Origin of the sequence: Aquidulcibacter sp. (assembly GCF_020253525.1) — a bacterium.
Lineage (GTDB): Bacteria > Pseudomonadota > Alphaproteobacteria > Caulobacterales > Aquidulcibacteraceae > Aquidulcibacter.
The window spans coordinates 1-13,750 of sequence record NZ_JADCBK010000022.1; the positions used below are offsets into that span (position 1 = coordinate 1).

The window sequence follows — 13,750 nt, forward strand, 5'->3', positions numbered from 1 at the left end:
TCGGGCCAGTCCGTTAATCTGGCCCACTTCATTGACGCGCTCTTAGCGCCCCGGCCCTCCTGCCCTTATCCCAAGGGCAAAAGCCGAACCCCCGGAGGTCTTTTCCTCGCGGGGCTATGGGTGTTTCAGAAAGTTTAGAAGCGTTTTAGCACCCACTCTGGTCACCCAACCGGTGGCTTTTGGGGGAGAGGCAAAGCCGCCTTGATGAAGAAAAACACTGCCATTGTACAGCAACATCAACCCTATCCTAGGATTTACGTGGTAACACAGGCGTGAAATTCAGGGCATTGAGTGCCCTGAAATACGGAGCCCGCCTTGAAAATAACCACCATCTCTGCTGACGCGTTGACCGACGGCCAGATTGCGCGGTGGGCGGGCCTGCAACAGGAGACGCAAGAATTCGGGTCGCCCTTGGTCGGGCCCTATTTTGCGCAATTGATTCAGAAGCATCGTGGCGATGTGCAGGTGGCGATTGCCACACAAGATGGCCGCGACGTGGCTTTTTTTGCGTTCCATCGCGTCAGTCACGGCTATGTGCGCCCCGTTGGCGCGCCTTTTTCGGATTATCAAGCCGTTGTTAGCGAGCCAGGTGTTGCGCTTGATGGCACCCCATTTTTGGCCGAGGCGGGCATTGAGCGCATGGCGGTATCGGGTTTGATGGATCCGTATGGATTGTTTGCCGGTTCTGTCCTTGAGCCGGTTCTGGGCTATCGCATCGGTATAAAAGATGGTGGCGCGGCTAAGATGGAGCGCCTGCGCCAAGCCAATCCCAAATGGGCAAAGAATTTGCGTCGCTTGGCCAATAAGATGGACCGTGAATTGGGGCCGATCCGATTTATCACGGGCGATCAGGACCCCGTTGCCTTTGAAGCGGTTTTGCAGCTCAAAATCGATCAATATCATGAGTCAGGCCTGACCGATGTGCTGCGCCCTGCTTGGGTAAAGGCGATGATGCACGACCTCTTTAGCCGCACTGATCCCGCCTTTGGTGGTTGTTTGATTACGCTTTATGCCGGCGATTACATGGTTTCTGGGCAATTTGGCGTGCGCCAAGGTGGCTGGTTCCACCCGTGGATTGCCTCTTCTTGTCCCAAGGCGCACCCCTATTCGCCAGGAATTGTGTTTCTGGGCCAGATGATCCGCTATGCCGAGACGATTGGCATTGACACCATTGATTTGGCCCAAGGGCATAGCCATTACAAATCGCAATTTTCGCGCAACCCGGTGACGGTTCAATCCGGCCAAATCGGGCGGCGCGCCATTCCTGCTACCGCTATACGGAAAGGCCCAATCGGCATCATCCAAAAGCGCCTGGACTTGATCGCCAGTGTCGAGCCAGACTTGGCAGGGCGTTTGCATGCGGGTTGGGCTGCAGTAGCCTCTGCCCCGCGTCGTCTCCTTGCTCGTGGCAAGGCGCAACAACCAGATAGAGTGTCCTTAGATGACTAAACCAGCTTCGATTATTTCTTGGCCAAATGATGTGTCGCAACGCTTTGGGCGTGAGACCCTTGTGGTTCACCATGAGTTGCACACCCGGCCCATGTTTTCCGATGCCGGTCTTGCAAAGCTGTTGGATACCTATCCGCGCGAGAAACTGGGTGTGTTCACCATGGGCTATGACCCGGTGGACTGGCAGTCTTGGCGGGTTGGCAAGGCCGGTGACATGAGTGGCGCAGAGCTGATGCAGGCCGTGGAAGATGGCCGGATTTGGCTGAATTTACGCGCCGCCAATGCGCATCTGCCCGAATATGCCGCTTTATGTGACGAGATTTTCCGCGACAAAGAGGCCAATATCGCAGGTCTGAAGACCATGAAGCGCGACCTTGGCGTCTTGATTTCCTCACCCAATGCGCAAGTCTTTTATCATCTCGATTCTCCGCTTGTTTCGCTTTGGCAAATTCGCGGCACCAAACAGGTGCGCGTCTATCCGCCAAAAGCCCCCTATGCACGGCCTGAACAGATTGAAGCGGTTGTGTTGCGCGAAACCGATGAGCAAATCCCGTTTGATCTGGCTTGGGACCAAGATGCCCAAGATGTGACGCTGGAACCGGGTATGATGGTGACGTGGCCGCAAAACGCCCCCCATCGCATCGTCAATGGGCCGATGGTCAATGTCTCGCTATCGGTCGAATTCATGACCCCAGCGGCCTTGCTGCGAGCAAACGTCATTTATGCCAATGGGGTCCTGCGCCGCAGACTTCAGTTGCAGCCAGAGATTCAAGCAGGTCTTGATCCCCGCGCGCTGGGCAAGCTTGCTCTGGCGCGGGCCTTTAAGGCCATCCAGATTCAAAAGGCGCATGAGCATAAATTGACGCCGAGCTTTGACCTGCGCGAAGCCATCCCCGGTGTGCGCGAAAAGGCCGACGCCTAGCGCGGCCTAGCTGGTTGTTAAGAAGCGGTACGCCCCTTCAAACTCGCGCGCCCAAAAGCCTTCAGAATGGGTGCCGTCATCGACAATGCGCGAGCGTATGTCCCGGTCTGGCCGATAGCCAACGGCGACCAAAGCTTCGACCATGGCGGGCTGATCCTTGGCGAAAATGCCTTTGGGTTCATCGCCCACCCGTTCATCGCGGCCGCTCACCAGAAAGACCCGCGCACCGGGTCGATAGGGCTTTTGGCTCCGCGCCAGTTGATCCAAACGAGGCTCAAGCCATAAAGGCGTCGAGAAAGCCCCTACGCGGCCAAACACATCCGGCCGCATGATCCCGGCATAGAGCGCGAGGGTCGCGCCAGAGCTTGACCCCATGATGAGGGTTGACGCGGGCCTGGCCAATGTGCGGAAGCGGCGATCAATGATGGGCTTTAACGTGTCGATCAAAAAGCTAAGATAGGCATCGGCCTGACCGGGCAGGCCCGACCACGGCAGACGGGGATGATATTCTGCCGTGCGGTTCCTGCCGCCATTGTCGATCCCCACCACGATGGCACCTGGATCACCAGAAGCCGCCAGTCGATTGAGGGTTTCGTCTACCTGCCACTCGCCAGCATAAGAGGTTGTGCGATCAAACAGATTTTGCCCGTCCTGCATATAAATCACGCGATAGCGGCGACGGGAGGCCTGATAATCGGGCGGCAGATAGATCCAGATGCGCCGCTTCCGCCCTAAACTAGGCATAGCCATCGCCTCGTCGAGGATGGTTACATTGGCGCTTCGGGTCGTTTCTGTTGCTTGGCTTCGTGCAATCGATGGCACTGCTAGGCAGGCTGCAAGGCTGCTCCCAATCATCTGTCGTCGACACAGATGATCAACGTAAGTTGATCCAATCAGCCTCTGTTTCATTTGGTAGATCGCCATTCCTGTGCTAGTTACTCGCCTGATCGACGAAACTGGTACTGCCGTCGCATGGTCCTTTTTGCCCGCTTTTGCAAGAAGTCCATGCCTGCTTCCATTGTTCTAAGACGCCGAATGCTGTGCCGGATAACGCACGGTCACTATGGCTGTAAGCACGCGAAGCGGCCAAACTATGAGAAAGGGTCCCACAATGGCGACCGGAGTTGTTAAGTGGTTCAACGCAACCAAGGGCTATGGCTTTATTCAACCTGATGCAGGTGGCGGCGACGTGTTCGTGCACATCAGCGCGGTTGAGCAATCTGGCTTGAACGGCCTCAATGACGGCCAAAAAGTCAGCTATGAGCTGAAGACTGAGCGTGGCAAGACCGCTGCGACCGAATTGCAATTGATCTAATCGATTTGCAGCGTCACATTTTGGGGGCAGAGACTTGGGTCTCTGCCCTTTTTGCTGTTTGAGGATTAATCCTCGCCCACCCGGCCGCGCAGCTTCTTCACCGTACTACGAATGGCCTTGCCCACCAGACGTTTCTCGCGTGCCGCACGGCTTGGCCGGGTCTTTTTGCGGGGCGGGGGAGGCGGTACACTGGCGCGATCAATCAGGCTTTGCAGCCGTTCGCGCGCATCTTGGCGGTTGCGCTCTTGGGTGCGAAAAGTCTGGGCCAAGAGCACGATGACCCCGTCCTTGGTTGCTCGTGATCCTGCAAGCTTTATCAAGCGGTCGCGCACATCCTCGGGAAAGGACAGACTGGCCGCCGCATCAAAGCGCAATTCAACGGCCGTGGAAACCTTATTGACGTTCTGGCCGCCGGGGCCAGAAGCGCGCACAAAGCTCTCGCTGATTTCGTCCTCATCAAAGGGATAAAGGGTCGGTGGGGTCATAGGCAGACCCTAGACCCACGCATAATTGAAACTGATCGACACCCGCTTGGACTTTGCCCGATTGAGCACCACTTCGTGGCGCAACCAGCTCTCCCACAAGATAACTTCGCCAATCTGTGGGGTCAAAAACACAAAGGGTTGTAAGTCTTGGGCCGCCTCGGGCAAGCGGGTTGGGGCGGCCATCATCATCGCAAGGCGTGGGTCTTCGAGTTTGAGAGCAGACGCCCCATCCGGCAGCGTGACATAAAACGTGCCCGAGATGACGCTGTGGGGGTGGATATGGCCGGTATGGACCCCGCCCGGTGGCAACACATTGACCCAAAGGCTATCGAGCTTCAGTTTGCCCCCCGCCAGATCAAAGCCAACCTCTTGGGCAAAGACTGCGGCATGCTTGTCGAGCAGACGCTTTAACTCGCCAAACGCACTGATCCGTGTCGGCAAATCATTGAGCGAGGCATAGGAGGTATAGCCCTTATAGCCATTCTCTCGACACCAACGCCGGCCGGCTGCATCCTCTTGCTCCAGCATATCACACGCGTCAGCCAAGTCTTGCCGCAACCCCTCCGGCGCGCGCCCACCAAGAGGGGCACGATAAAGTCGCGTGGCAAAAAGAGAGAGCGTCTGAGCCATGGCCGCTCTTAGCCTGAACAAGCTAGGAAGGGAAGTTTGGGGGATTCTTCCTACTTCAAGCTCGCGCAGAAGCGTTGGATGCGGCGGCAGGCTTCTTCCAAGGTCTCGGTCGACGTCGCGTAAGAAATACGGAATGCGGGGCTGCCGCCAAAGGCTGCGCCATGCACCACGGCTACACCTTCAGCTTCCAAAAGTTCGCGCGCGAAATCCTCATCATTTCCAATCACCACGCCAGACGCCGTGGTCTTGCCGATTAGGCCAGCGCAGGATGGATAGACATAAAAGGCGCCTTCAGGCTTTGGGCAAGAAAGGCCCGCGGCTTGATTGAGCATGGAGACAACCAGATCGCGGCGATCTTGGAAGACTTTGTTGCGGGTTGGCAAAAAGTCTTGCGGGCCATTGAGGGCTTCAACAGCGGCATATTGGCTGATGGAGGTGGGGTTAGAGGTCGATTGGCTCATGATCCCCGCCATGCCTTTGATCAACCATACAGGCCCTGCCGCATAGCCAATGCGCCAGCCCGTCATCGCATAGGCTTTCGAGACCCCATTCATCGTCAAGGTGCGGTCATAAAGAGCGGGTTCAACCGCGGCGATGGTGGCAAATTCAAACCCGTCATAGAGCAAATGCTCATACATATCGTCGGTAAGGATCATCACATGGGGGTGGCGCAACAAGACATCTGCCAAAGCACGCAAATGCGCTGCGCTATAGGCTGCACCGGTTGGGTTGGATGGCGAATTGAGGATCAACCATTTGGTTGCCGGTGTGATGGCGGCTTCAAGCTTTTCGGCTGACAGGCGGAAGCCTTCCTCGGCGGTGGCTTCCACGATCACAGGCGTCGCACCCGTCAGGTGGACAATGTCAGGATAGCTCACCCAATAGGGGGCGGGCACGATGACTTCATCGCCGGGGTTCAGCGTGGCCATGAAGGCATTATAGATGATCGGCTTGCCGCCCGGTGCAACGCTGACTTGCTCTGGCGTGTAGGTCAGATTGTTTTCCCGCTTGAACTTGGCGCAAATAGCTGCCTTCAGCTCAGGAATACCGTCAACATTGGTATATTTCGTTTTGCCTGCGCGGATCGCGGCAATGGCGGCTTCCTTGATATTATCCGGCGTATCAAAATCGGGCTCGCCAGCCCCCAGGCCAATCGTATCCCGCCCTGCCGCTTTCAATTCGCGCTCCTTCTGGGTCACAGCCATCGTGGGCGATGGCTTGATGCGGGTAAGGGCGGCAGACTTGAACGGGGTCATTGGAAACATCCTATGGATGGGCAGAAAGGCAGGCCTCTTTTACGGCGCTCGCCCGTGCGTGCAAGGGCAAACGGTGCGTCTTTTCAGCATGAGCGGTCTGCAGCGCGGGCCAGTCGGTCGGCAATCGCCTCGCCAAGGCCCGTTTTGGGGATCGGGGCGATCACAATGGCGGTGGGGTTGAGAGCATCGGCGGCGCGCAGCATGGCAAACAAGTGCGCCGCCGCTTCGGCAAGATCTCCGCTGGGCGATAGGTTAAAGGCCGCCCCTTCATAGCCCGGACCAAAGCCGATCATCACCTCTCCCGGTTGAGCGTGGGTTGCATTCAAGCGGACCGGTGCCTGTGGCGCATAGTGACGCAAAATCATGCCGGGGGAGGCGGGGGCCGCTTTGGCTGACGCGTCAGGGGTCAGAAGTGGGCCTGCAACGGCTTCTAACGCCTCCCGCGTTAAACCGCCCAAACGCAACAAGGTTGCTCGATCGCCCAACACCGCCACGACTGCGCTTTCTAGCCCCACGGCACTAGGCCCGCCATCAAGCACCAAAGCCAGCCTATCGCCAAACTCCGCGCGCACATGGTCGGCAGTCGTGGGAGAGGGCCTGCCAGAGATATTGGCAGAAGGGGCGGCCACAGGCTTACCAAAGGCGCGCAGGACTTCCTGCATCAAAGGGTGGGCTGGCACCCGCAAGGCAATCGTATCAAGGCCCGCACAGGCCAAGTCGCACACCGCACAATCAGCCTGTCGCGGCACCACAAGGCTCAAGGGTCCGGGCCAAAAGGCATGCGCCATCTTTCGGGCGAGCGGGGAAAAAACGCCCAGGGCTTCTGCCGCTTCAAGGCTTGCCACATGAGAGATCAGTGGATTGAAATGCGGGCGACCCTTGGCGGCGAAAATCTTCGCCACAGCGTCTGCCTGGGTAGCGTCGGCCCCAAGTCCATAGACGGTCTCGGTCGGCAAGCCCACCAAATCACCGCGCGCAAGGGCGGCGGCGGCTCGAGCTGCAGGTTCCAAAGGCGTCTGTTCCATGGCCTGTCCTGTGACAGCTTGAGCCCAAAAGTCAAAAAGCCGAAGCAGCGCCAATTTATCGTTCACGAAAAGGTAACGCTCACATCAATTTGACTAAACCGACCTTGTTACACCCGTCTGCCGCCGACATATGCAGCCCGACAGCACTTAATGGAGGTCGTCATCATGAAAAGTATCGCTTACCTAGCCGCCTTATCATCCGTCGCCGTCTTGGCCGCCGCAGCGCCTGCGCAGGCCCGCGATGGTAAAATGAAGTGCGCTGCTGCGACCCCAGCCCAAGTTGAAGGTCTGTTCTCGCAATTCAACGCTGCCTGGGCCACCAAAGACCCAGCTAAAGTGACCCCCTTGTTCGCCAAGGACGCTGTCTTGTTGGCAACCGTCTCCAACACCCCACGCACCACGCCAGACGCGATCAATGACTATTTCGTTGGCTTTTTGAAGAACAGCCCAGTCGGCACGATCCAAACCAGCACCGTGCAAGTTGGCTGCAACATCGCAACCCGTTTGGGCACGTGGGATGTGGCTTTGACGAACCCAGAGACCAAGGCTGTCACCGTGGTGAAGGCACGTTATTCCTTCATCTACAAGATTGAAGACGGTGCGTGGAAAATCTACCACTTGCATTCGTCGATGATGCCAGAGCCAACCAAGTAAGCTTGGCTTGTTAGATCACAGGAATGAGGCTGGAGCTTTCAGGCTCCAGCCTTTTTTCTTGGCTATTTCCGTGTGGCGCGCACGGCGACATTTACGACGGTTTCGCGCGCGACCCATTCGGCACTCGCGTCGGACTCAAGGCCCAGTTTCAACGCCATGCGGTCGAGTTTCACTTGGCCCGACATGGTTGCGACATTGCCTGAAATCGCGACGGTAAAGGGCAAGGGAACCCGGTAATTCATGCCTTTGACGGTTAAGATGCCATCTGCAACATACCGGCCTTGCCCCACAGAGCGGATCGATTGGGTGACATAGCGGGCGGTGGGGAATTTGCGCGCGTCAAACCAGTCCGCTGTAGCCAGATTATCATCGGGCTCTTTCACGCCGGTCAAAGCACTTCCCGTCATGATCGTGATTACGGCTTGGCTGCCGGCCAGATTATTGGGATCAAACTTGATATCGCCCGACCACTGACGAAACGTGCCATTGACGGCATTGCCGGCCCATTTGGTGGAAAAGGCAATGCGGCTCTGGCGGGGATCAATCGTCCAACCGGCTGCTGCCGCTGCTTTGCTGGCTGGTGCCTTCTTGGCGGTTTGCGCATCGGCAAGACTAAGGGGCGCACTTAAGGCTGCGAGCGCCACACTGGCGACCGTGAGAACCTTCAACATGGGTTTGTTCCTTGCTTATTTCGGCCGCATAAAGGGGAGCATGCGGGCCATCACATCATCTTCATTGATAAACATATGTTTGAGTGCGGCACCCACATGGATGACAAACAAAACAATCACCCCCCAAGCTGCCACACTATGGCCTGCTTTGGCCATTTCGTTCAGTTCTTTGCGGAAAGGCAGATCTGCTAAGGGCAAGCGGGGCCACTCAAACAAGCCCCACCAATGGGTCGCGATATTGTAAGGCGAGGTGGAGATAATCACCCACCCACCCAATGGAATGCCAATCATTAAGGCATAAAGGGCGATGTGGGTGAATTTGGCGGCCGCGACTTCCCACCCCTTCATACCTTCCGGCAGCGGGGGTGGGGGATTGGCAAGCCGCCAAAACAGGCGAAATAGCGAGAGCAAGAGAATGGTCAGACCAGCACTTTTATGTACTTGGAAAGCCTCGAACTTTTCCGGTCCTTTGAGGTCTTCCATCGCCCAGCCACCCAAGATTTGCACCAGGATTGCCGCAGCAATCACCCAATGCAACAGGATGGCCACGATTGTGTAGGATTGGCTTTCTTTAGCCCCTGACCAAGTCTCGCCCGCCATGATTTAGTCCTTCTTCAGAAACTCAGCTTCGATGATCAGATCTACTTGATCACCAATTCCAAAATTAATCCAGTTGTTCATGCCCCATTCGGAACGTTTAATGGACCCGGTGGCGGAGAAGCCTACATTTTGAACACCGCGGAAGGGGCTCTTACGGCCGGTGTTGTATTTCACGTTCAAAGTAACTGGCTTGGTCACGCCAGCCACAGTCAAATCGCCAGTCATCGTGCCCGTGGTGGCAGAAGTCGCAGTCAATTTGGTGGATTTGAAAGTGATGGTGGGGTTTGCTTCAGCCTTGAAGACTTGCTTGGCGATTTCCGCGTCAAATTTGGGCAGACCCGTATTCACGGAGGTCGCGTCGATCGTAATGTCCGCGCTCGATGCAGTTGGGTTTTGTGGGTTGAAGTTAATGGTGCCCGAAATCTTGTCAAAACGGGCCGTATAGGTCGACAGGCCGCTGTGATCGAGGCGCCAATGGACCGAAGTATGGGTAGGCTCAACTTCATAAATGCCAGCAGGCTGTGCAGCGAGATTAGCAGCTCTTGCTGCGTCTGGGGCTGGTGTCGCGGCAGTCGCCGTCATGGCGGCGAAAGCGAGCAAAGTGGCAGGGGCAGCGAGTGCGAGAATAAAAGTGCGACGCATGTCAAATGTCCTTTTAGCTGATTGTCTTGGTCAGCTTGCATCATGGCAAACCGTCTGACACTGCGTTAGATAGTGCGTATCGGCAGTCTTGCCGAGTGGCAAAACCCAAAATATCTGAAACAGTCCGTTGCTTGGATTGATGAAGTTCGTCACTTTGTACCTAACAACCGCCTCTGGGAAAAAGTTCCATGACCTATGCTGCCCCCGTTCGCGACATCCGCTTCTCGCTAGAAGAGATTGCAGGGCTTTCGGCCTTGCGCGAACAAGGCATGTTTGTGGAGGCAAGCTCGGATCTGGTTGAGCAAATCTTGGTAGAAGCAGGCAAGCTCGCCAGCGATGTTCTGGCCCCACTCAATGCACCGGGGGATCGGGCAGGCACGCAGCTTCAGGCCGATGGGACGGTGGTTTCACCAGAAGGTTTTGCGGAAGCCTATCAGCAATTTGTTGAAGGTGCTTGGCTGTCAGTGCCGTTTGATCCGGCGATTGGTGGGATGGGCCTGCCCAAGGGCGTGGCTTTGGCCGTGCATGAAATGGTGCATGCCGCGAATATGAGTTTTGGGCTTTGCCCCATGCTGACTTTGGGTGCGGTAGAAGCCCTGTCTGCCCATGGCACAGCCGAACAGCAGGCGCTGTATCTGCCCAAGCTGGTGACGGGCCAATGGTCAGGCACGATGAATTTGACCGAGCCGCAGGCAGGCTCTGATGTTGGGGCGCTGACCAGCCGTGCTGTGCCGCAAGAGGATGGCACGTATAAGATTTTTGGCCAAAAGATTTACATCACCTGGGGTGAGCATGAGATGGCCGAGAATATCGTCCATCTGGTTCTGGCGCGCCTGCCTGATGCACCTGCGGGCGTGAAGGGGATATCGCTTTTCCTCGTGCCGAAATTCATCCCCGATGCGGACGGCAATCCCGGTCTCCATAATGATGTGCGCTGTATCGGGCTTGAGCACAAAATGGGTATTCATGCCTCTCCCACCTGCACCATGTCCTATGGCGATAAGGGTGGGGCATTAGGGTGGATCATCGGAGAGCCTAATAAGGGCTTGAGCTATATGTTCACCATGATGAATTCGGCGCGCCTCAATGTAGGCCTGCAGGGTGTCGCGGTCGCCGATGCTGCGTTCCAAAAGGCCTATGAGTATGCGATGGACCGCAAACAAGGTCGTGCGGAAGGCTGGACCGAGGCTGGCCCCAGCCCGATCTTCCACCATGCCGATGTTCGCCGCATGTTGATGACGATGAAGGCGAAAGTCTCTGCCGCCCGCTCTATCTGCCACATGACGGCCTTGGCGTCAGATGTTTCCGAACATGCGCCAACCCCTGAGGCCCGGAAACTTGCCAAAGCTCGCGAAGAATTATTGACCCCCATCGCCAAAGGCTGGTCCACCGATATGGGGGTGGAAGTGGCCTCCTTGGGCGTGCAAATCCACGGCGGCATGGGCTTTGTCGAAGAAGGCGGTGCGGCCCAATTTTACCGTGATGCCCGGATTGCCGCGATTTATGAGGGCACCAATGGCATCCAAGCCATTGATTTAGTTAGCCGTAAACTGACGATGGATGGCGGCGCACCCATTGCCGCCTTGATCGAAGAAATGCGCGCTACGGCCCTGGCTTGCGAGCAAGCCGGCAATGAGCAAGTTAAATGGATTGGCAAGCGATTGAGCGAAGCGGTGGATATCTTCTCTGACGCCGCCAATTGGCTGATCCGCGCCCAATCTGGCAATGCCAAGCGCGATGCTTTGGCGGGGGCGACGCCCTTTTTGAAGCTTGCAGGCGATGTCACAGGCGGTTGGACCTTGGCCAAAGGCGCACTGGCGGCTCTCGGCCATCTCAAAGCTAGGTCAGGCGATGCGGGCTATATGACAGCGCGCATCTCGCTCGCAGGCTTTTTCGCCGAAAACGTGCTGGCGCAAGTGCCGGGCCTGTTGGCTTCGGTCACCGCAGGCTCGGACGTTTTGTTTGAACCCGAAATGGATGCTTTGGCTGGCTGATTAGGCCGCAGCCTTTGCCCCAAGCTTGCTGGGGTCTTGCACATAGAGACCGCGGCTGCCAGCCACTGGCTTAAAGCTGTCGGTGACACCAAGAACGGTTTCTGCCGCGCCAAGCAGCAAATAGCCTGGCCCTTCGACTTGTTGGGCCATGCGTTCAAGCACCATTTTCTTGGTCGGCATGTCGAAGTAAATCAACACGTTACGGCAGAAGATCACGTCGAATTTGCCAAGGGCCCGGAAGTCGTCGAGCAGATTCATGGTCCGGTAGCGAATATTGGTTTTCAGCCGGTCGTCGATTTTCCACGCATCGCCTTCCTTCTTGAAATGCTTCAACAGCATTTGCACGGGCAGACCGCGTTGAACTTCAAACTGGGTATAGATGCCGGCTTTGGCCTTCTCTAAGCAGCGCTCAGAAATGTCGGTGCCGAGGATTTCCAGCTTACAGCCGCCCAGTTTTGGGCCCATAGCTTCTGCAATCATCGCCAAGGAATAGGGCTCTTGACCGGTGGAGGCGGCCGCGCACCACACTTTGATCGTGCCGCCCCGCTTGCGGGCGACCAATTCTGGCAAGATCGACTGCTCGAAAATGTCAAACGGGGTCTTATCGCGGAAGAAGAAGGTTTCGTTCGTGGTCATGGCGTCGACCACAGCATCAATCAGCTTCGCATCGCGACGGACGCGGATGGCGCTGATCAGATCATCGATCGAGGCAAAGCCGTCTTTGCGCGCAATCGGGGCCAGACGGCTTTCAACCAGATAGGTCTTATCGGCTGACAGGACTAAGCCTGAACGTTCCCGCACCATGGTCGATACAAACTCAAAATCGGCGGGCTTCATACACTTACTCCACGCATAACATTCAAGATCGCCGGAGCAATCTGTTGAATTGGCTTACAGGCTGTCGCGAGGCCTGCGCGGGCGATGGCACCGGGCATACCCCAGACTACGCTGGTTTCTTCATCTTGAGCGATCAGTTGCGCCCCTTTGCTGACCAAAGGCTTGGCCCCAAGCAGGCCGTCTTGGCCCATGCCCGTCAGAACAACGGCCAGCGCTTTTTCGCCATAGGTCTCTGCCGCCGACCGGAACATGGGGTCGACTGCCGGGCGGCAGAAGTTTTCAGGCGGGGCGTCGCTTAAACTGATGCGGGTGACGGTCAGGTTGCGACTGATGATCATGTGGCGATCACCGGGCGCAATATAGAAGACGCCGGGCTGGGCTTGCAGGCCATCTGTTGCTTCCACAACCGTCGCTTTGGTCTGCTTGGTCAAATGGTCAGCCAGAATCTTGGTGAACATCGGCGGCATGTGCTGGGTGATGAAGACCGGCACGCGGACTTTTCCGGCCAAACCTTCAATCACTTCACGCAGCGCTTCTGGGCCGCCGGTGGACGAACCAATGAAAATGGCTTCAGGGATTACTTTTTGTGTCACCGCGCGCAGCGTGGGGCCGGCAGGTGCGGGAGGCCGCCCCGCGGAGGAACTTGCTGCTGCAGCGCCATAGGCTGGGCTTGGGTTAGCAGCCGAAACAGCCCGCGCACCCAGACTGCGAACCTTTGCCAAAAGCTCCCGCTTATAGTCGGCCGCGCCTGCCAATTGGCTCGCATCGGGCTTGGGAATATAGTCAGATGCCCCTGCAGCCAAGGCCTTGATGGTCACTTCCGCGCCGCGCTGGGTCAAGGTAGACGCCATAATCACACGGGCATTTGGCGCGACCTTGCGGATGGCTGGTAGGGCCGTAACCCCGTCCATCACCGGCATCTCGATGTCGAGAATAATCAGGTCAGGCTTGTGCTTTTCGGCGTGATCAACGCCATCCTTACCATTAACAGCGGCACCAACTACTTCAATATCGGCCTCCCCCGATAGCCAGCGGGTCACAAGACCGCGGATCACCGCGGAATCGTCAACAACCAGCACCCGGATTTTACGCGCGGGGGCTTGGCCAGTTAGGGGTTGGGCGGGGGACAGGCTCATACGGGCGCGACCAAACCGACTTCAGCAAATTTGGACTGCACTATCTCGCTGTCAAACGGCTTCATAATGTACTCGTTTGCGCCCGATTCAATGGCTTGGGCGATGGCGCTAATGTCATTCTCTGTGGTGCAGAA

Annotated in this window: 15 protein-coding genes and 1 pseudogene; 5 read left to right on the top strand and 11 right to left on the bottom strand. The window is 56.9% G+C overall.

Features of this window, described 5'->3' with window-relative positions; all coding sequences use genetic code 11:
• Positions 1-315: 315 nt before the first annotated feature.
• Positions 316-1,449 (top strand): GNAT family N-acetyltransferase, encoded by a 1,134-nt coding sequence (locus IOB61_RS02745; RefSeq protein ID WP_290811824.1) that lies wholly within the window; start codon positions 316-318, stop codon positions 1,447-1,449.
• Positions 1,442-2,371, top strand: a complete 930-nt coding sequence (locus tag IOB61_RS02750) for a hypothetical protein (RefSeq protein WP_290811827.1) — start codon at positions 1,442-1,444, stop codon at positions 2,369-2,371. Before IOB61_RS02745 ends, IOB61_RS02750 begins: the two co-directional genes overlap by 8 nt.
• A gap of 6 nt (positions 2,372-2,377) precedes the next feature.
• On the opposite strand, the gene IOB61_RS02755 is transcribed toward IOB61_RS02750, so the two are convergent.
• Complete coding sequence (locus IOB61_RS02755) at positions 2,378-3,226, bottom strand: alpha/beta hydrolase-fold protein (protein WP_290811830.1); 849 nt, start codon at positions 3,224-3,226, stop codon at positions 2,378-2,380.
• A 256-nt stretch (positions 3,227-3,482) separates the two neighbouring features.
• Between IOB61_RS02755 and IOB61_RS02760 the strand changes: the two genes are divergently transcribed.
• On the top strand, positions 3,483-3,686 hold the full coding sequence (locus tag IOB61_RS02760; protein WP_085337997.1) for a cold-shock protein: 204 nt from the start codon (positions 3,483-3,485) through the stop codon (positions 3,684-3,686).
• A 65-nt stretch (positions 3,687-3,751) separates the two neighbouring features.
• On the opposite strand, the gene arfB is transcribed toward IOB61_RS02760, so the two are convergent.
• The 4 genes from arfB to IOB61_RS02780 all read right to left on the bottom strand — a co-directional run bounded on the left by arfB (position 3,752) and on the right by IOB61_RS02780 (position 7,082).
• The gene (gene arfB / locus IOB61_RS02765; protein ID WP_290811836.1) at positions 3,752-4,171 is read right to left on the bottom strand and encodes an alternative ribosome rescue aminoacyl-tRNA hydrolase ArfB; all 420 of its coding nucleotides are present in this window, start codon (positions 4,169-4,171) and stop codon (positions 3,752-3,754) included.
• 9 nt (positions 4,172-4,180) lie between these two features.
• Positions 4,181-4,801, bottom strand: coding sequence for a TIGR02466 family protein (locus IOB61_RS02770; RefSeq protein ID WP_290811839.1), 621 nt, complete (start codon positions 4,799-4,801; stop codon positions 4,181-4,183).
• A 50-nt stretch (positions 4,802-4,851) separates the two neighbouring features.
• The gene (locus IOB61_RS02775) at positions 4,852-6,057 is read right to left on the bottom strand and encodes a pyridoxal phosphate-dependent aminotransferase (protein WP_290811842.1); all 1,206 of its coding nucleotides are present in this window, start codon (positions 6,055-6,057) and stop codon (positions 4,852-4,854) included.
• Between the two features lie 83 nt (positions 6,058-6,140).
• Entirely contained in the window at positions 6,141-7,082 is a 942-nt protein-coding gene (locus IOB61_RS02780; RefSeq protein WP_290811845.1) for an L-threonylcarbamoyladenylate synthase, read from the bottom strand.
• 165 nt (positions 7,083-7,247) lie between these two features.
• Here IOB61_RS02780 and IOB61_RS02785 point away from each other — a divergent pair, with 165 nt between their 5' ends.
• Complete coding sequence (locus IOB61_RS02785; protein ID WP_290811848.1) at positions 7,248-7,736, top strand: SgcJ/EcaC family oxidoreductase; 489 nt, start codon at positions 7,248-7,250, stop codon at positions 7,734-7,736.
• A gap of 62 nt (positions 7,737-7,798) precedes the next feature.
• Here the strand turns inward: IOB61_RS02785 and IOB61_RS02790 are convergent, their stop codons facing one another.
• Genes IOB61_RS02790 through IOB61_RS02800 form a run of 3 tightly spaced genes read right to left on the bottom strand, consistent with a single transcriptional unit; the run spans position 7,799 to position 9,649 of the window.
• Positions 7,799-8,407, bottom strand: a complete 609-nt coding sequence (locus tag IOB61_RS02790; protein WP_290811851.1) for a YceI family protein — start codon at positions 8,405-8,407, stop codon at positions 7,799-7,801.
• Positions 8,408-8,422: 15 nt separating this feature from the next.
• Positions 8,423-9,007 (bottom strand): cytochrome b, encoded by a 585-nt coding sequence (locus IOB61_RS02795; RefSeq protein WP_290811854.1) that lies wholly within the window; start codon positions 9,005-9,007, stop codon positions 8,423-8,425.
• 3 nt (positions 9,008-9,010) lie between these two features.
• Positions 9,011-9,649, bottom strand: coding sequence for a YceI family protein (locus tag IOB61_RS02800; protein ID WP_290811857.1), 639 nt, complete (start codon positions 9,647-9,649; stop codon positions 9,011-9,013).
• A gap of 188 nt (positions 9,650-9,837) precedes the next feature.
• Between IOB61_RS02800 and IOB61_RS02805 the strand changes: the two genes are divergently transcribed.
• Positions 9,838-11,643 (top strand): acyl-CoA dehydrogenase, encoded by a 1,806-nt coding sequence (locus tag IOB61_RS02805; RefSeq protein ID WP_290811860.1) that lies wholly within the window; start codon positions 9,838-9,840, stop codon positions 11,641-11,643.
• On the opposite strand, the gene IOB61_RS02810 is transcribed toward IOB61_RS02805, so the two are convergent.
• From IOB61_RS02810 to IOB61_RS02820, 3 genes and pseudogenes are all read right to left on the bottom strand, one after another.
• A complete protein-coding gene (locus IOB61_RS02810) occupies positions 11,644-12,480 on the bottom strand; it encodes a protein-glutamate O-methyltransferase CheR (RefSeq protein ID WP_290811863.1) in 837 nt (278 codons plus the stop codon).
• Complete coding sequence (locus IOB61_RS02815; protein WP_290811865.1) at positions 12,477-13,616, bottom strand: chemotaxis response regulator protein-glutamate methylesterase; 1,140 nt, start codon at positions 13,614-13,616, stop codon at positions 12,477-12,479. Before IOB61_RS02815 ends, IOB61_RS02810 begins: the two co-directional genes overlap by 4 nt.
• Positions 13,613-13,750: pseudogene (locus IOB61_RS02820) on the bottom strand (response regulator); the annotation flags it as partial. The pseudogene IOB61_RS02820 and the gene IOB61_RS02815, both read right to left, overlap by 4 nt.